General features: G+C 74.4%; 17 protein-coding genes. 9 read left to right on the top strand and 8 right to left on the bottom strand.

Annotation, left to right across the window (positions count from 1 at the left end; all coding sequences use genetic code 11):
- Nucleotides 1-60 precede the first annotated feature (60 nt).
- The 3 genes from GA0070558_RS07145 to GA0070558_RS07135 all read left to right on the top strand — a co-directional run bounded on the left by GA0070558_RS07145 (nucleotide 61) and on the right by GA0070558_RS07135 (nucleotide 2,317).
- A complete protein-coding gene (locus tag GA0070558_RS07145) occupies nucleotides 61-264 on the top strand; it encodes a cold-shock protein (RefSeq protein ID WP_043965813.1) in 204 nt (67 codons plus the stop codon).
- A 196-nt stretch (nucleotides 265-460) separates the two neighbouring features.
- The gene (locus tag GA0070558_RS07140) at nucleotides 461-1,873 is read left to right on the top strand and encodes a DEAD/DEAH box helicase (protein WP_077938420.1); all 1,413 of its coding nucleotides are present in this window, start codon (nucleotides 461-463) and stop codon (nucleotides 1,871-1,873) included.
- A gap of 222 nt (nucleotides 1,874-2,095) precedes the next feature.
- Complete coding sequence (locus tag GA0070558_RS07135) at nucleotides 2,096-2,317, top strand: hypothetical protein (RefSeq protein ID WP_043965817.1); 222 nt, start codon at nucleotides 2,096-2,098, stop codon at nucleotides 2,315-2,317.
- A 107-nt stretch (nucleotides 2,318-2,424) separates the two neighbouring features.
- Here GA0070558_RS07135 and GA0070558_RS07130 read toward each other — a convergent pair whose 3' ends face one another.
- The 4 genes from GA0070558_RS07130 to GA0070558_RS07115 are packed head-to-tail and all read right to left on the bottom strand — an operon-like array spanning nucleotide 2,425 to nucleotide 5,647.
- The gene (locus tag GA0070558_RS07130) at nucleotides 2,425-2,934 is read right to left on the bottom strand and encodes an RrF2 family transcriptional regulator (protein ID WP_091277028.1); all 510 of its coding nucleotides are present in this window, start codon (nucleotides 2,932-2,934) and stop codon (nucleotides 2,425-2,427) included.
- Nucleotide 2,935: 1 nt separating this feature from the next.
- Complete coding sequence (locus GA0070558_RS07125) at nucleotides 2,936-3,817, bottom strand: ABC transporter permease (RefSeq protein ID WP_091277025.1); 882 nt, start codon at nucleotides 3,815-3,817, stop codon at nucleotides 2,936-2,938.
- Nucleotides 3,807-4,586, bottom strand: coding sequence for an ABC transporter ATP-binding protein (locus GA0070558_RS07120; protein ID WP_043965821.1), 780 nt, complete (start codon nucleotides 4,584-4,586; stop codon nucleotides 3,807-3,809). Before GA0070558_RS07120 ends, GA0070558_RS07125 begins: the two co-directional genes overlap by 11 nt.
- A complete protein-coding gene (locus tag GA0070558_RS07115; RefSeq protein WP_091277022.1) occupies nucleotides 4,583-5,647 on the bottom strand; it encodes an ABC transporter substrate-binding protein in 1,065 nt (354 codons plus the stop codon). Before GA0070558_RS07115 ends, GA0070558_RS07120 begins: the two co-directional genes overlap by 4 nt.
- Nucleotides 5,648-5,790: 143 nt before the next feature.
- Here GA0070558_RS07115 and GA0070558_RS07110 point away from each other — a divergent pair, with 143 nt between their 5' ends.
- Genes GA0070558_RS07110 through nudC form a run of 4 tightly spaced genes read left to right on the top strand, consistent with a single transcriptional unit; the run spans nucleotide 5,791 to nucleotide 10,514 of the window.
- The gene (locus GA0070558_RS07110) at nucleotides 5,791-6,870 is read left to right on the top strand and encodes an LLM class flavin-dependent oxidoreductase (protein WP_077938424.1); all 1,080 of its coding nucleotides are present in this window, start codon (nucleotides 5,791-5,793) and stop codon (nucleotides 6,868-6,870) included.
- Between the two features lie 22 nt (nucleotides 6,871-6,892).
- Nucleotides 6,893-8,203 (top strand): M16 family metallopeptidase, encoded by a 1,311-nt coding sequence (locus tag GA0070558_RS07105; RefSeq protein ID WP_091277019.1) that lies wholly within the window; start codon nucleotides 6,893-6,895, stop codon nucleotides 8,201-8,203.
- A complete protein-coding gene (locus GA0070558_RS07100; protein WP_077938426.1) occupies nucleotides 8,200-9,540 on the top strand; it encodes a M16 family metallopeptidase in 1,341 nt (446 codons plus the stop codon). Before GA0070558_RS07105 ends, GA0070558_RS07100 begins: the two co-directional genes overlap by 4 nt.
- Nucleotides 9,537-10,514 (top strand): NAD(+) diphosphatase, encoded by a 978-nt coding sequence (nudC, locus tag GA0070558_RS07095; protein WP_091277016.1) that lies wholly within the window; start codon nucleotides 9,537-9,539, stop codon nucleotides 10,512-10,514. The genes GA0070558_RS07100 and nudC overlap by 4 nt, the downstream gene beginning before the upstream one ends.
- Nucleotides 10,515-10,987: 473 nt before the next feature.
- Here the strand turns inward: nudC and GA0070558_RS07090 are convergent, their stop codons facing one another.
- The 3 genes from GA0070558_RS07090 to GA0070558_RS07080 form a co-directional block, all read right to left on the bottom strand.
- A complete protein-coding gene (locus tag GA0070558_RS07090; protein WP_043965829.1) occupies nucleotides 10,988-11,233 on the bottom strand; it encodes a hypothetical protein in 246 nt (81 codons plus the stop codon).
- Between the two features lie 221 nt (nucleotides 11,234-11,454).
- Nucleotides 11,455-11,694: a DUF397 domain-containing protein gene (locus GA0070558_RS07085; RefSeq protein ID WP_091277014.1), complete on the bottom strand. Its 240-nt coding sequence runs from the start codon at nucleotides 11,692-11,694 to the stop codon at nucleotides 11,455-11,457.
- Between the two features lie 65 nt (nucleotides 11,695-11,759).
- On the bottom strand, nucleotides 11,760-12,758 hold the full coding sequence (locus GA0070558_RS07080) for a helix-turn-helix domain-containing protein (protein ID WP_091277010.1): 999 nt from the start codon (nucleotides 12,756-12,758) through the stop codon (nucleotides 11,760-11,762).
- A gap of 167 nt (nucleotides 12,759-12,925) precedes the next feature.
- Here GA0070558_RS07080 and GA0070558_RS07075 point away from each other — a divergent pair, with 167 nt between their 5' ends.
- Nucleotides 12,926-14,194: an MFS transporter gene (locus GA0070558_RS07075; RefSeq protein ID WP_091277007.1), complete on the top strand. Its 1,269-nt coding sequence runs from the start codon at nucleotides 12,926-12,928 to the stop codon at nucleotides 14,192-14,194.
- Between the two features lie 60 nt (nucleotides 14,195-14,254).
- On the opposite strand, the gene GA0070558_RS07070 is transcribed toward GA0070558_RS07075, so the two are convergent.
- A complete protein-coding gene (locus GA0070558_RS07070; protein WP_043965836.1) occupies nucleotides 14,255-14,497 on the bottom strand; it encodes a mycoredoxin in 243 nt (80 codons plus the stop codon).
- Between the two features lie 88 nt (nucleotides 14,498-14,585).
- On the opposite strand from GA0070558_RS07070, the gene GA0070558_RS07065 reads away from it, so the two are divergent.
- Entirely contained in the window at nucleotides 14,586-16,748 is a 2,163-nt protein-coding gene (locus tag GA0070558_RS07065; RefSeq protein ID WP_091277004.1) for an ATP-dependent DNA helicase UvrD2, read from the top strand.
- Nucleotides 16,749-16,866: the final 118 nt, after the last annotated feature.

Below are 16,866 nucleotides of genomic sequence, written 5' to 3'. Positions count from 1 at the left end.
CGCTCCTCTTCGGGCCCGCAACAGGTGCGGGTCCGACGTTCCGTCAAGGAGACGAAACACATGGCAATTGGCACCGTCAAGTGGTTCAACGCTGACAAGGGCTTCGGCTTCATCACCCCGGACGGCGGCGGCGCCGACGTCTTCGCCCACTTCTCGGCGATCCAGACCTCCGGCTACCGGAGCCTGGACGAGAACCAGCGGGTCGAGTTCGAGATCACCCAGGGCCAGAAGGGCCCGCAGGCGGAGAACATCCGCCCGCTCTGATCTCCGGCACCCGTTCCACCCGTAACATCCGTCGCGCCCTCCGGGCGTGACGACGTGGCCGGTCCGCCCCTCGTGCGGCGGGCCGGCCACGACCCCATTCGGTTCGTGCTTGTGAGTCCCGGCGGCCCCGCCGCCGGTCGACAGCGCCATCCCGGCGCCCTCCCTCGACACGTGCCGCGTCGAGGAAGGCTTCGCCATGACCACCGTTCTGCCCTCTTTCTCTGCCACCGGCCTGGCGCCCGCGCTGCTCGCCGAGCTGACCGCGCAGGGCATCACCGAGCCGTTCCCGATCCAGTCGGCGACGCTGCCGGATTCGCTGGCCGGCCGGGACGTGCTCGGCCGGGGCCGCACCGGCTCGGGCAAGACCCTCGCCTTCGGGCTGCCGCTGCTGCACCGCACCGCCGGCCGCCGCGCTCGCCCCGGGCGTCCGCTGGCGCTGGTGCTGGTGCCGACCCGTGAGCTGGCCCAGCAGGTCACCACCGCGCTCGCCCCGTACGCCCGGGTGCTGGGGCTGCGCGTCGCCACCGTGGTCGGCGGCCTGTCGCTGGGGCGGCAGGCGGACGCGCTGCGCGCCGGTGCCGAGGTGGTCGTGGCCACCCCCGGCCGGCTGCACGACCTGATCAACCGCGGTGACGCCCGGCTCGACCAGGTGGCCGTGACGGTGCTGGACGAGGCCGACCAGATGGCCGACATGGGCTTCCTGCCGCAGGTCACCAAGCTGCTGGAGCAGGTGGCCGGCGACGGCCAGCGGATGCTCTTCTCCGCCACCCTCGACGGCGGCGTGGACAAGCTGGTCCGCCGGTTCCTCACCGACCCGGTCTCGCACTCCGTCGACCCCGGCACGGCCACGGTCACCGCGATGACCCACCACGTGCTGCACGTCGAGGCGGAGGACAAGCCGGCCACGCTGACCCGGATCGCGGCCCGCGAGGGCCGCACCATCCTGTTCATGGGCACCAAGCACCGCGCCGACCGGCTGGCCCGCCAGCTGCTGGCCAAGGGCGTGCGGGCCGCCGCCCTGCACGGCGGCAAGTCCCAGCCGCAGCGCACCCGGATCCTGGAGCAGTTCCGCACCGGTCAGGTGACCGCGCTGGTCGCCACCGACGTGGCGGCCCGGGGCATCCACGTCGACGGCCTCGACATGGTGGTCAACGTCGACCCGCCGACCGAGGCGAAGGACTACCTGCACCGGGGTGGGCGCACGGCGCGGGCCGGCGAGTCGGGGACCGTGGTCACCCTGGTCCTGCCCGAGCAGCGCCGGGAGGTGTCCCGGCTGATGGCCACCGCCGGCATCCGGCCGCAGGCCACCCAGGTCCGCCCGGGCGAGGAGGCGGCGCTGGCCCGGGTCACCGGTGCCCGCGAGCCGTCGGGTGTGCCGGTGACCGTCGTCGCCCCGCCGCCGCAGCGGTCCGCCCCGGCGGCATCCGGCCGGGGCTCCCGGTCCGCCCGCGCCGCCCACGGCACCGCCGCGTCCGGCGGCACGCCCCGTTCCGCCGGTGCCCAGGGGGACACCCCGGCCGGCCGTGACGCGGCGGGCGGTGACGGGCGACGCACCGGGCACCGCGCGTCGGGCCGGTCGCGTCGCCCGCGTCGCCCGCGTTCCGCCTGACCCGTCGCCGCCCGGAGGGGCCGTGCTCCGGCTCCTGGCTGCCCCACTCGCCGGTCGTGGACCGCGCCCCGGCTCCTGGCTGAGTCGATAATCAGGCTACTGAGTCGGGAATCAGGCAGGCGCGGGTCCGATCGGTGACTGTCGCCCGCGCGCCTGGTGGAAGATGCTAGCTGTGGGGGAACACGGCCGGTGGGGACCGGCCTTGCTGGGGGGAGGAAGACCATGACGGGCGACGTCGAGTCGGGGGCGGCACGGGAGCTGCTGGTGGTGTTGGCGGTCGCGGGGGCGGGGCTGCTGCTCGCCACGGCGGCGGCCTTCTCGCCGTGGCATCCCACCCGCAGTGCCCGACAGCCCGCCGGGGTGGTGGGGCTGCACAACCCGGACGGGGCGGACGCGAAGCTCACCGGCGCCGTCATCGGGGTGACCGACCGGTCCGCCGGCTGATCCCGCACCTCCGACTGCCGGGGTGGTGCTGCCGGCCGGCGCCCAGTCGGGGAGCCCGTGCCGCCCAGCCCGCTGAGCCGGCACCGCCTCGCCGGTGGACCGGCCGGTCAGGCCCCGCCGACCGGGTCGGCGACGGGCGCGGCGGCGGCCCCGGCCGTCGCCGCGGCCCCGTCCCGGGCGGCCGGCTCCCGGCCCTCACCGGTGAGCAGGTCGGCCAGGGTCGTCCGGTCCACCACCAGGGCGATCGCCCCGTCGACCGCCAGCCACACGTCGCGCAGTCCGGCGGCCACGCCGTGATAGCCGGCGACCTCGGCCGGCAGGCCGCGCACCGAGGTGAGCGACCCGCCGACCGCGCGGAGCACGTCTCCGACGCTGATCTCGGTTGCCGGCCGGGCCAGGGCGTAGCCGCCGTCGGTGCCCCGGTGGCTGAACAGCAGCCCGGCCCGCCGCAGGTCGAGCAGGATGCCCTGGAGGAAGCTCAGCGGGATGGCCTGGCTCTCCGCCAGGGCCGCCGCCTTGGCCAGTTCGCCGCCGGGCGCGGGGCCCGGGCCGCGGGCCGTGGCGGCGACGGCCAGCATGGCCCGGAGCGCGTAGTCGCTGCGCGCGGAGACGTACACGTCACTGCCCGGCCTGGTCCAGCACGCCCCAGCGGCGGCGGATCGCCCTGTCCGCCGCCCCGAACGCGGCGTCGACCCCGAGGCCGACGACCAGGATGACAATCATCGTGGAGAGCAGCCAGGGCGCGTCGGCCAGTTCCCGGGCGTACGTCAGTTGCGCGCCGAGCGAGGTCTGCGAGATGCCCACCACGATCAGCTCGCCGGCCATCAGGCTGCGCCAGGAGAACGCCCAGCCCTGCTTCAGCCCGGCGACGATGGCGGGCAGGGCGGCCGGGGCGATGACGTACCGGTAGAGGTTGAACCCCCGGGCGCCGAGGTTGCGCCCGGCCCGCTGCAGCAGCGGCGGCACGTAGTCCACCCCGCTGATCACCCCGTTGGCGATGGACGGGGCCGCGCCGAGCACCACGACGAAGAAGATGGCCTTCTCGCTGAGCTCGAACAGCAGGATCGCCAGCGGGAACCAGGCGATCGACGGCATGGTCTGCAACGCGGTGATCATCGAGCCGATGGCCGCCCGCAGCACCCGGAACCGGGCCACGGCGAGGCCGAGCAGCAGGCCGACGCCGACGGAGAAGACGTACCCGAGGGCGGCCCGGCGCAGGGTGGTGACCAGGCCGTCCCAGAGCTGCGGCCCGCTGGCCTGACGGACCAGCTCCTGCCAGACCGGGCCGGGCCCGGGCAGCGAGTACGGCGGCCAGATCTCCGCCCACACCACGACCTGCCAGACGGCGATGGCGATGGCGAGCGCGGCCAGCTTCGGCCAGGTGGACGCCCAGAGGGTCGCGGCCCGGGTGGTCGTCTTCTGCCGGCCGGCGATCTCCAGCGCATCGAGCCCGGAGATCTCCGCGTCGGCGCGCGCCTCGGCGATCGTGTCACTGGCCATGGCGGCCCACCTCCGTACGGAGCCGGTCGGTGACGTCGGCGGCGATCGACGCGATCTCCGGGGAGTCGATGCGTCGGGGCCGGGGCACGTCGACCCGGGTGGAGTAGATGATCCGGCCGGGCCGGCTGGACAGCAGGATGATCCGGTCGGCGAGCCGCGCCGCCTCCCGGACGTTGTGGGTCACGAAGAGCACGGTGAGCTTGCGCTCGGCCCAGATCCGCTCCAGCTCGTCGTGCAGGATGTCCCGGGTCATCGCGTCGAGCGCGCCGAACGGCTCGTCCATCAGCAGGACCGGGGTGTCCAGGGCGAGGGTGCGGGCGAGCGCGACCCGCTGCCGCATGCCGCCGGAGAGCTGGTGCGGGCGCTTGCGGCCGAACTCGGCCAGGTGCACCGTGCGCAGCAGCTCGGCGACCCGTTCCCGGCGCTGCGCCCGGGGCAGCCGGCGCAGCTTGAGCGGCACGTCGACGTTGCCCTCGACGGTGAGCCACGGGAAGAGGGCGGACTCCTGGAACATCAGGCCGGGGTTGACCCCGTCGCCCAGCTCGATCCGCCCGCCGCTGACCTTGTCGAGGCCGGCGACCAGGTTGAGCAGGGTGCTCTTGCCGCAGCCGGAGGCGCCCACGAGGCAGACGAACTCGCCGGGCGCGACGTCGAGGGAGACCCCGTCCAGGGCGAGGACGGCGTGCTCGCCCTGCCCGTACACCTTGGTCACGCCGTGCAGCGCGACCGAGCCGGTCGCGCTGCGTGGCGTCGTCGTGGTCGACGTCATGGTTGGGTGACCTCGGGCTTGCCCTGGGTCTTGAGCACCTCGTTGAGGTACTTCAGGTCGTAGAGCCCGTCGAGGCTGACCGGCTGGGTCAGCTCGACGGCGACGGCGTGGTCCAGGCCGGCCTTCAGCGAGGAGGCGATGGGGTCGTTGGTGAACTCCAGCGTCGGCCACGCCTGCTTGATGAGCTTGACGTCCAGCGGCTTGCCGGTGATCTTGCCGATGTGGTCGGAGATGGCCTGCTGCGACTCGTCGGGCTTGGTGTTGACGAACTCGTTGGCCGCCACCTGGCCCTCGACCAGCTTCTTCACCACGTCGGGGTGGGCCTTGAGGAACTTGGTGGAGACGATCAGGTTGGTGATGACGAACTTCTTGTCCGGCCACAGGTCGCGCTCGTCGACGAGCACCTTGCCGCCGGCGTTGACCAGCCGGGAGACGAACGGCTCGGGCACCCACGCCCCGTCGATCGTCCCGCTGTTGAACGTCTCCACGGTCTGGGCGTTCTCCTGGGGGACGACCTTGACGTCGCCGCCGCCCTCCTTGGTGGCGGTGAGCCCCTTCTCTTTGAGCCAGTAGCGCAGCGCCACGTCCTGGGTGTTGCCGAGCTGCGGGGTGGCGATCTTCTTGCCCTTGAGCTGCTCGACGGAGGTGATCTCCGGCTTGACCACCAGGGCCACACCGCCGGACGCCGCGCCGGAGATCACCCGGACCGCCTCGCCCTTGGACTTGGAGAACGCGTTGACCGTCGGGTTGGGACCGATGTACGTCGCGTCGAGCGCGCCGGAGAAGATCGCCTCGATGGCGGCCGGGCCGGCGTTGAAGGTCTTCGTCTCCAGCTTGACGTCGCCGCCGAGCTTCTCGGCGAAGATGCCCTTCTCCACCCCGACGACGGCCGGGGCGTGGGTGATGTTGGGGAAGTAGCCCAGCCGGAGCGTGACCGGGCCGGAGCCGCCCGCGGCCGCGCCGTCGTCCTCGCCGCAGGCGGCGGTGGCTCCCAGGGTCGCCGCGCCCAGCACGGCGAGGGCGGCCAGGGTCACCGTCCGACGGAGGGGTAGCCGTCTCATCGTATGTCCAATCCGCAGTATTCCTACTTAGTTGGTAGGAAGACTGGGGCAGCGTTCCGGCGGCGTCAAGAGTCGTCCACATCGCGGGATTCGCGCTCGGGATTATTCCCGGTTTTCCTACCTTCTTGCTAGGTTTGGTCGACGTGACCTACCACTGGTTCCTCCCCACGTCCGGCGACGGGCACCAGGTCGGCGCCGCCACCGTCACCGCCGGCGCGGCCCGGCACGAGCGGGCCGCCACCGTCGGCTACCTGGCCGAGGTCGCCCGGGCCGCCGAGGCGGCCGGCTTCGCCGCGCTGCTCACCCCGGTCGGCTCCGGCTGCCCCGACCCGTGGATCGTCTGCGCCGCCGTCGCCCAGCACACCGACCGGATCGGCATGCTGGTCGCCGTGCGGACCGGGTTCGCCCTGCCCACGCTGGTCGCCGCCCAGGCCGAGGCATTCCAGGCCGTCTCCGGCGGGCGGCTCGCGCTCAACGTCGTCACCGGCGGCGACCCCGCCGAACAGCGGGCGTACGGGGACTTCCTCGACCACGACGACCGGTACGCGCGCACCGGCGAGTTCATCGACGTGCTCCGCCGCACCTGGCGCGGTACCCCGTTCGACTTCACCGGCGCGCACTACCGGATCGCCGGCGGCGGCCTGACCGCCCCGCTGACCGAGCCGCCGCCCGTCTACCTGGGCGGGGCGTCCCCGGCCGCCGAGGCGGTGGCGGCGCGGCACGCCGACGCGTACCTCATGTGGGGTGAGCCGCCGGCCGCGATCGCCGCCCGGGTGGCCCGGGTGCGGGCCCTGGCCGCCGAGCGGGGCCGCACCCTGCGCACCGGCTTGCGGCTGCACGTCATCGCCCGGCCGACCGCGGGCGAGGCGTGGGCCGAGGCGGACCGGCTGCTGGCCGGGATGAGCCCCGAGCGGATCGCCGCCGCGCAGGCCCGGTTCCACCGGATGGACTCCGTCGGCCAGGCCCGGATGGCCGCCCTGCACGGCGGGTCCGCCGACGCGCTCACCGTCGCGCCGAACCTGTGGGCCGGGATCGGCCTGGTCCGCGAGGGCGCGGGCACCGCGCTCGTCGGCAGCTACGCCGAGGTCGCGGCCAGAATCGACGAGTACGCCTCGCACGGCGTCGACGAGTTCGTGCTGTCCGGCTGGCCGCACCGGGAGGAGGCCGAGCGGGTCGGCGCGGAGGTCCTGCCCCGGGTGGCCGCCGTCGCACCCGTGGGCTGACCCGACGCGCTAGGGTCGACCCGTGGCGGCGCGGAGATCCAGAATTCCAGCGACGAAGTACCCGGTCGAGCGGTTCACCCTCGACAACGGCCTGCGGGTGGTGCTCACCCCCGACCGCAGCGCACCGGTGATCGGGGTGGCGGTCGTCTACGACGTCGGCATCCGCTCCGAGCCCGAGGGGCGCACGGGCTTCGCCCACCTCTTCGAGCACCTGATGTTCCAGGGCTCGGAGAACCTGGAGAAGCTGGCCCACTTCCGGCACGTGCAGGGCGCGGGCGGCACCTTCAACGGGTCGACCCACCACGACTACACGGACTACTACGAGACGCTGCCGAGCAACGCCCTGGAGCGGGCGCTGTTCCTGGAGGCCGACCGGATGCGCGGCCCCCGGCTGACCGAGGAGAACCTGCGCAACCAGGTCGACGTGGTCAAGGAGGAGATCCGGGTCAACGTGCTCAACCGGCCGTACGGCGGGTTCCCCTGGCTGACCCTGCCGCCGGTCATGTTCGACACGTTCCCCAACGCGCACGACGGCTACGGCTCCTTCGACGACCTGGAGTCCGCGACCGTCGACGACGCGGCCGACTTCTTCCGCCGCTACTACGCCAGCGGCAACGCCGTCCTCGCGATCAGCGGGGACGTGGACGTGGCCGAGGCCACCGCGCTGGTGCAGCGGCACTTCGGCGACGTGCCGGCCCGGCCCGCCCCCGACCGCCCCGACTTCGCCGAGCCCGACCTGACCGCCGAGCGGCGCTCGTCGTACACCGACGCCCTGGCCCCGCTGCCGGCGGTGGCCTCGGCCTGGCGGGTGCCCGATCCGATCACCGACTTCGCCGGCTACCTGCCCTACGTGGTGCTCGCCGAGGTGCTTACCGACGGCGACGCGTCCCGGCTGGTCGAGCGGCTCGTCCAGCGGGACCGCGCGGTCACCAGCCTCGGCGGGTACGTGGGCTTCATGGGCGACCCGTTCGACGTGCGCGACCCCACCGCCCTGCTGCTCCAGGCGCACCTGCCGCCCGGCGGGGACGTCGACAAGGTGCTGCGCACCGTCGACGAGGAGCTCGACCGGCTGGCCACCGACGGCCCGACCGACGGCGAGCTGGCCCGCACCCAGGCCCGGATGGCCACCCACCTGCTGCGCGACACCGACGCGGTGCTCGGCCGCGCGCTGCGGATGGCGGTGCTGGAGCAGCAGCGCGGCGAGCCGGGGCTGCTCAACGACCTGCCCCGGCTGGTCGGCGAGGTCACCGACGAGCAGGTCCGGGCCGCCGCCGCCACCCTGCGGCCGGAGCGCCGCGCGTCCATCGAGGTTGTTCCTGGGGGTGCCCGATGAGTGTGGCAGACGTGTCGCCGCGGGCGTTGCCGCCGCTCGGCCCGAACCGCAGGCTCAAGCTGCCCAAGCAGGCCGAGCGGAGGCTCGGCAACGGGCTGACCGTCATCGCGGTACGCCGCCCGGCCGTCCCCCTGGTCGAGCTGCGGCTGTGGATGCCGACGGGCCGGACCCACCTGGCCCGGGGGGCGATGCTCGCGCAGACCATGCTCTCCGGCACGCAGTCGATGACCAGCGTGCAGATCGCCGCCGAGCTGCAGGCGGTCGGCGGCGGGCTGTCGGCCGGCATCGACCCGGACCGGCTGATGCTCTCCGGCGCGGGCCTGGTCACCGGGCTGGACCGGATGCTGGAGATCCTGGCCGACGTGCTGACCGGCGCGACGTACCCGGGTCAGGAGGTCGGCACCGAGCGGGACCGGCTGGTCGACCGCATCCAGGTGGCGCAGAGCCAGCCGGCCCACCTGGCCCGCACCGCCCTGCTGCGCCGGGTCTACGGCAAGCACCCGTACGCGGTGCAGACCCCCGAGCCGGAGCAGGTGCGCGCGGTCCGGCCGGCGGCGCTGCGCCGGCTGCACGCCGAGCGGGTGCACCCGGCCGACGCGGTGCTGGTGCTGGTCGGCGACGTGCAGCCCGAGCGGGCCCTGGACGCCGCCGAGAAGGCCCTCGCCGCCTGGAACGGCGCTGGCCACACCGCCGAGCTGCCGCCCGCCCCGCCGCTGGAGCCGGGCCCGCTGCTGCTGGTCGACCGGCCCGGGTCGGTGCAGTCGTCGCTGCGCATCGCCCTGCCGGCGGTGCCCCGCACCCACCCCGACCACGCCGCGCTGCAACTGGCCAACCTGCTCTTCGGCGGCTACTTCTCCTCCCGCTGGGTGGAGAACATCCGGGAGGACAAGGGCTACACGTACGGGCCGCACTCGCTGGTCGAGCACTCGGTGGCCGGGTCGGTGCTGGTCGCCGGCGCCGAGGTGGCCACCGAGGTGACCGGGCCGGCGCTGCTGGAGACGACGTACGAGCTGGGCCGCCTCGCCACGCTCCCGCCGAAGCCGGACGAGCTGGAGCAGGCCCGCCAGTACGCCCTCGGCACCCTCCAGCTCGGCATGTCCACCCAGGCCGGGCTGGCGTCACTGACCAGCGCGTACGCGGGCAGCGGGCTGCGCCTGGAGTTCCTCGCCGAGCACGCCGCCCGGCTGGCGAAGGCCACGGTCGACGACGTGGCCGAGGTGGCCCAGCGCTACCTGGCCCCGGCCCGGGCGGTCACCGTGGTGCTCGGCGACGCCGAGCGGGTCGCCCCCGCGCTGTCGGCCCTCGCCCCCGTCCGCACCGAGCCGGTCCGGCCGTGACCGTCGGGGGCGGGCCGGCCCGGGGCGGGGGCGGGGAGACCGCCCCGCCGCTGGCCCGGTCCACTCTGGACCGGGCCGCGCACCGGCGCACCGACCCGCAGTGGCTGGCCGAGGCGTGGGAGCGGGCCCGGGTCCTGGTGCTCGACTCCGCCGCCGACGGCCGGGCCCTGGTCCGCGCCGACGCGTCCCCGCCGGAGCTGGTGCTGCTCGGCTCGGGCGAGCTGCCCGAGGTGCCCCGCTCCGTGCCGATGTTCCTCGGCGTCGAGCCCGGCGGCGCGCCCGTGTTCGCGGTGGACTCGCCGCTGCCGGAGCTGCCGGGCACCCGGGCGGTGGGCCTGCGGGAGGTCGGGCACCTGCTGTTGGACCGCGACGCCGGCATCTTCACCGCCGCGCTGGCGCTGACCAACTGGCACGCCCGGCACGGCTACTCCTCGGTCACCGGCCAGCCGACCCGGGTCGACGAGGCCGGCTGGTCCCGCGTCGACGAGACCGGCGACCGGGTCTGGCCGCGCACCGACCCGACGATGATCGCGCTGGTGCACGACGGGGTGGCCGGGCCCGAGGGCACCTGCCTGCTCGGCAGCAACGCGGCCTGGCCGCGCACCGGGGGCGGCCTCCGCTTCTCCTGCTTCGCCGGCTACGTGGAGCCCGGCGAGTCGGCCGAGGACGCCGTCGTGCGCGAGGTCCACGAGGAGGTCGGCGTCGCGGTCGAGAACATCACGTACGCGGGCAGCCAGTCCTGGCCGTTCCCCGGCTCGCTGATGCTCGGCTTCGTCGCCCTGGCCGACCCGGCACAGCCGGTGCGTGTGGACGAGGCCGAAATCGCGTACGCCCGCTGGTTCAGCCGCCGGGAGATCGGCGCGGCGCTGGCCGGGCGGCCGGTGGCCGTCGACGGCGGCGGGCACCTGCTCCTGCCCCCGCCCTCGTCGATCGCGCTCTTCCTGATCCACCGCTGGCTCGACGGCCACTGCTGACACCGGCTCGGCTCGGCTCGTGCTCGCGGCGACCTGGCGGCGACGGCCGCGGCCGCGGCGGGTGCGGCGGGTGCGGCGGGTGCCCGACGCTCGGCCCGCAGGGGCGGCTCGTCGTCACCCTGAGTTCGCAGAATTCGCCCGCGTGGCTCCGGCGGCAACCCTGCGCTCCGCCCCCTTTGCTCTGCACCCAGATCCGCAACGGTTGCCGAAAGTAGTGGAACCATCTGGCCGCCGCCGGCCACCCCCTCGCAAAGCCTCTGATCACCACGGGTGCTGCGTGGGCGGGTGCAGAGCAAAGGGAGCGCGGGATGTGTGGCGGGGGCCGAGAGGCATGACGGAGGGTGAGATCGGCCAAAGCCCGGGAGCGCCTCGGTCGTCAGTGCGGAGAGTGAGCGGCGCAGGGGCCAGGTCAGCAGGGTCAGGTCCAGCAGCGGGCCGGGGCCAGCAGCGGGCCGGCTCCAGCGGGGCCGGGCTCAGCGGGGAGGGGCGTCGTCGAGCGGCAGCACCTTGACGCGCTGCCTGCCGCGGCGGACCGCGCCCACCGTGGACAGGGCCCGGGCCAGCAGCAGGGCGGCCTCCCGGTCCTCGGCGTGCACCACCTGGCGGCGCGGTTCGGGGGAGACGATCTCGTCGCGCACCCGGCCACCGCCGGCCCAGGCGACCGCGATGTCGACGTCGGCGGCGGCGCGGATGTCGGTGCGAACGATCAGGAACCGCATGATGGTCTCCGGATGCGACGGTGACGCACGGCACTCGGTGGAAGTTCCACGTCACTCTGTCGACACATGTTACGCGCGGCCCGCGTCCCAGCAAATGGAACGAGACGGTCGGAGCGCCGTATCCCCCGATCGGATAACGTCGCGCCGCGCGTGGTCGCGGGCCTGAACGGCAGATCGGGGCCGCCGGCTAAAGGCCGGCGGCCCCGATCGGGCCGGGACGATCAGCTCAGGTCGAACTGTCCGTCCTTCGTGCCGGCGATGAAGCCCGCCCAGCCGGCGCGGTCGAAGAGCAGCACCGGCCCGCTGCGGTCCTTGCTGTCCCGCAGCGCCACGGCCGCCGGGCCGCCGGGCAGCGGAGCCACCTCGACGCAGTTGGAGGTCTGGCTGCGGGTGCTGGTCCGCCAGGGCGCGTCGGCCAGCCGCCGGGCGAGAACGGAGGACATGTCGGGGATCTCGTTCATGGTCTGCTCCTGATTGGACTGTACCGATGGAACGAGTGGCTTCGCGCGCCCGGGCGAGCCGGTCCTCACCGATCCGTCAGGCGGTCGGAGTGCCGGCGGCGTTGGGCCGGCGCCGTTGCCGACCCGTGGGCCGCCGTGGACGGGCCTGCCGCCTCGGCCAGCCGCCCCGCCGCCTCGGCCAGCCGCCCCGCCGCCTCGAAGAGCCAGGAGGTGGTGTCCGTCGCGGAGAGCGCCGCCGAGCGCAACCACTCGAAAGCCACTTTATAGGCATTTAGGGTGTTTACCTCGGTCGACATGGCGTTGGTGAAGCCACCTTCTATCGCCAGCGTCTCCGGGTCGAGCGGGTCGGCGAACCGGTAGATCGAGAACGCGGTCGGCGGGAGATACCAGTTGCCGATCGGGGTGTCCCGCAACAGCACGTGCAGCGTGACGTGCGGCAGCATGGCCAGGTCGCACAGCTGGGCGAGCTGTTCCCGCAGCACCTCCGGCGGACCGGCCCGCCGGCCCAGCGCCGACTCCTCCAGCACCGCCGTGTAGCGCGGCGCGTCGGGATGGCTCAGCAGCGACTGGCGGGCCACCCGGGCGGCCACCTCGTCCTCCGGCGTCCCGCCGTGCTCCGACTCGCCGGCCCAGGACTCGATCTGGCGGGCGGAGACGATCCGCAGCCGGGCGTACCCGATGGTCTGCAACAGCCCCGGAACCAGGACCGGGTTGTACTCCAGGATCTCCGCGCAGCCCGCCTCCAGCTCGGCGAAGCTCCGCTGCTGCGGGGTCATCACCGAGTACTTGCGCAGCCAGCCCCGCATGTCCCCGGCCTCGCCGGTGATGCCGAGCAGCTCGTCGCGCTGCGCCTCGGTCACGCCGAAGAGGTCGAGCAGCGCGGCGACGTCGGCGGGGTCGGGGCGGCTGCGGCCGTTCTCCAGCCGGGACAGTTTCGACGCGGATGCCCAGCCGACCCGCGCGATGACCTGGTCGCCCGTCAGGCCGGCGGCTTCGCGCAGCTTACGCAGCTCAAGGCCCAACCTGCGGCGGCGCAGCACTGGGCTCGGTCCGGTAGGAGGCACGGTGTCCTCATCTCCGTCGACCGCCGCGGGACGCGACGGTAACTGTATGAAATTCGCCCCCCACGGTCAGTATGGACGGCGCGGCCGGCGTCGGGAGCCTCCGACAGGCGCGTGTCTTCCAGAAACCCGAGAACAGAAACCCTCCCCGCCCCGAGAAGAGGAACCCGATGCGCACCGTCCTGGGTCGCCCCGACTTCCGCCTGCTGTTCGGCGCACTCCTGGCCAGCATGGCCGCCGAGTCGATCCTGCTGCTCGCCCTGGCGATCTGGGTCAAGGACCTGACCGGCTCCGACGGGCTGGCCGGCGCGACCATCTTCGCGATCATCGCGCCGATGGTGCTCGCGCCGCTGGTCGGCTGGGCCGTCGACCGGTACCCCCGGCGGCCCTTCTTCGTCGCCGCGAACCTCGCCACCGCCGCCCTGCTCACCCCGCTGTTCACGGTCTCCCGGCCCGGCGACGTCTGGATCATCTACGTGGTCGCGGGCCTCTACGGGCTGTCGTACCTGACGCTGAGCGCGGCGCTGGCCGGGCTGATCCGGCAACTCGTTCCGGTCGAGCTGCTCGCCGACGCCAACGGCGTCCTGCAGACCGTGCGGCAGGGGCTGCGGCTGGTCGGCCCGCTCGCCGGGGCCGCGCTCTACGCCGCCGTCGGCGGCTGGCTGCTGACCGGGCTGGCGATGACCGGCTTCGTCACGGCCGCCGCCGTGGTCGCCCTGCTGCGCGCGCCCGAGGCCACGCCCGCCGACGGCGGGTCCCGCTGGACGGCCGAGCTGGGCGCCGGGCTGCGCCACCTGGCCGGCGAGCCGGCGCTGCGCCGCGCCTTGCTCGGCTACGGCCTCGGCTCCCTGGTGATGGGCTTCACCGAGTCGCTGATCTTCGCGTACGTCGACCAGGGCCTGCGCCGCGACGCCGCGTTCGTCGGCGTGCTGGTCACCGTGCAGGGCATCGGCGGCCTGGTCGGCGGCCTCTTCTCCGCCGCCCTGGTGCGCCGCGCCGGCGAGGTCGGCGCGCTGGCCACCGGGGTGACCCTGTTCGGCCCCGCCGCCGTCGCCCTGGCCTACCCGAGCATCTGGCTGGGGTTCGCGGCGCTGCTGCTGGCCGGGCTCTCGCTCCCGCTGATCGCGGTGGGCCTCAACACGCTCATCCAGCGCCGCACCCCGCCGGGCCTGCTCGGCCGGGTGGTCGCGGCGGCGGAGGCGCTGGTCAGCGGGCCGCAGGCGATCTCTATCGGGGCCGGCGCGCTGCTCGTCGGCGTGCTCGACTACCGGGTGCTGTTCGTGCTCGTCGGCGTGGTCACCACCGCAGCCGGCGTCTTCCTCTGGCGGGGCCGCCGGCTCTCCGCGCCGCCCGCGCCCAGCGTGCCCCGGATCCCGCTGCAACGCCGGCCCGCCGCCGGGGCCGAGCCCGAGCCGCAGGTGGCGCACCCCACCCGCTGACGCGCGAAGGTGGCCGCCCCGAGCTGCGGGGCGGCCACCTTCGGGCGGCGCGGGTCCGGCTCAGCCGGGCAGACCGGCGAGGTGCTGCTTGACCTGGGTGATCGACGGGTTGGTGAGCGCGCTGCCGTCGGCGAAGCGCAGCGTCGGGACGGTCTGGTTGCCGCCGTTGACGCTCATCACGAACTCGGCCGCCTTCGGGTCCTGCTCGATGTCGACCACCTGGTAGGCGATGCCCTCCCGGTCGAGCTGCGACTTGAGCCGGTGGCAGTAGCCGCACCACGGGGTCGAGTACATCGTCAACATGATCGCGTCCTCCAAGGTCCGTTCCGCCCGTCCGGTCAGGCCAGGCTAACCGCTGCAACATCCGGGACAGCTGAGATGATTCCTCGCTGTGGGGGTTCACTCAGGCTCGGAACGGGTGCTCGCCGGGCTGGACCCGGAGCAGCGCGCCGCGGTGACCGCCCCGGCCGGCCCGGTCTGCGTCCTGGCCGGCGCCGGCACCGGCAAGACCCGGGCGGTCACCTCCCGCATCGCCCACCGCGCCCTGACCGGCGAGGTCTCCGGCCGGCACGTGCTCGCGGTGACCTTCACCGCCCGCGCCGCCGCCGAGCTGCGGGCCCGGCTCACCGCGCTCGGGGTCGGCGGGGTGCAGGCGCGCACGTTCCACGCCGCCGCGCTGCGGCAGGTGCGCTACTTCGCGCCCCGCCTGCTCGCCGGGCGGGCGATGCCGGAGCTGCTGGACAGCAAGGCGCGGATCGTCACGCTCGCCGCCGCCCGGGTGGGCCTGCGCGCCGACCGGGCCGCCGCCCGGGACCTGGCCGGCGAGATCGAGTGGGCCAAGTCGTCCCTCGTGGAGCCGGGGGAGTACGTGATCGCCGCCGCCAAGGCGCTGCGCGACACCCCGCACGAGCCGGCGAAGGTGGCCGAGGTCTTCGTCGCGTACGAGAAGCTCAAGCGGGCCAACGGCGTGATCGACTTCGAGGACATGCTGCGCGCCGCGGTCTGGGGCATCGAGGAGCACCCGGACGTCGCCGAGCAGGTCCGGGGGCAGTACCGGCACTTCGTGGTCGACGAGTACCAGGACGTCAACCCGTTGCAGCAGCGGCTGCTGGAGGCGTGGCTCGGCGGCCGGGACGACGTGACCGTGGTCGGCGACGCCAGCCAGACCATCTACTCGTTCACCGGGGCCACCTCGGCGTACCTGGTCGACTTCCCCCGCCGCCACCGGGGGGCGACCGTCGTCCGGCTGGTCCGCGACTACCGCTCCACCCCGCAGGTGGTCGGCCTGGCCAACGCGGTGATCTCCCAGGCCCGGGGCGCCGAGGCGCGGCTGCGCCTGGAACTGGTCGGGCAGCGCCCGCCGGGCCCCGAGCCGGAGCTGCGGATCTTCACCGACGAGCCGGCCGAGGCCGCCGCCGTGGCGACCCGCTGCAAGGCCCTGGTCGACGCCGGCACCCCGGCCCGGGAGATCGCCGTGCTGTTCCGCACCAACGCCCAGTCCGAGGCGTACGAGAAGGCGCTCACCGAGGCCGAGGTGCCGTACGTGGTGCAGGGGGCCGAGCGGTTCTTCGAGCGGGCCGAGGTGCGCCAGGCGATGGTGGCGCTGCGGGCCGCCACCCGCTCGATCCCCGGCGAGACCCCGCTGCGCGACGCCGTGGTGGAGGGGCTCGCGGCGGTCGGCTGGACCCCCGACGCCGCCCCGGCCGGCGGCGCGGCCCGGGAACGCTGGGAGGCGCTCGCGGCCCTGGTGCAGCTCGCCGAGGAGCACGCGGCCAGCCCGCCCGTGCTGCCGATCGGGGAGGCCGCCGCCGTGCAGCGCCTCGTGACGCTGGCCGACTTCAACGACGAGCTGGCCCGCCGCGCCGCCGCGCAGCACGTGCCGACCGTCGAGGGGGTGACCCTGGCGTCCCTGCACTCCGCGAAGGGCCTGGAGTGGGACGCCGTCTTCCTGGTCGGGCTCTCCGAGGGCACCCTGCCCACCACGTACGCGCGCACCGCCGAGCAGGTCGAGGAGGAGCGCCGGCTGCTCTACGTCGGCATCACCCGCGCCCGGCAGCGGCTCTGGCTGTCGTACGCGGTGGCCCGGTCGCCGGGCGGCCGGGCCCGGCGGCCGTCGCGGTTCCTGCCCCAGCTCGACCGCTCCGGCGGTCCGACGGAGCGGGCCGGCGCGGCGGCGCCCAAGCGGGCCGAGCGTCGCCGCAACCAGGTGGTTTCCTGCCGGATCTGCGGCGCGACGCTGCTCGCCGGCCCCGACCGCAAGCTCGGCCGCTGCCCCACCTGCCCCTCCGACATCGACGAGGAGCTGTACGAGCGGCTGCGCGACTGGCGGGCCCGGGTGGCCGCCGCGCAGAAGGTCCCCGCGTACGTGGTCTTCACCGACGCCACCATCACCGCGCTGGCCGAGCGGCGGCCCGGCCGGGCCGAGGAGTTGATCGCGATCGCCGGCATCGGCCCCCGCAAGATCGGCCTGTACGGCGAGCCGGTGCTGGCCCTCGTGGCCGGCGCGGCGGTCGACGAAGTCTGCCCAGAGAAAACTTTGGAAATCGACCCGTAAATTCGTTTGCCCTCGCCCTGGGGCGAGGAATAGCCTCAGGACACACCTCGCGAGCAGCGCCATTCCGGCTGCTCACGGGGGTGGAGACCCAGTCGGCATCGAGGAAACGTCAGGGAGG

The organism is Micromonospora haikouensis (genome assembly GCF_900091595.1).
GTDB lineage: Bacteria > Actinomycetota > Actinomycetes > Mycobacteriales > Micromonosporaceae > Micromonospora > Micromonospora haikouensis.
Note: the sequence above shows the minus strand (reverse complement) of the source record. Positions and strands in the feature narration are given on the sequence as shown.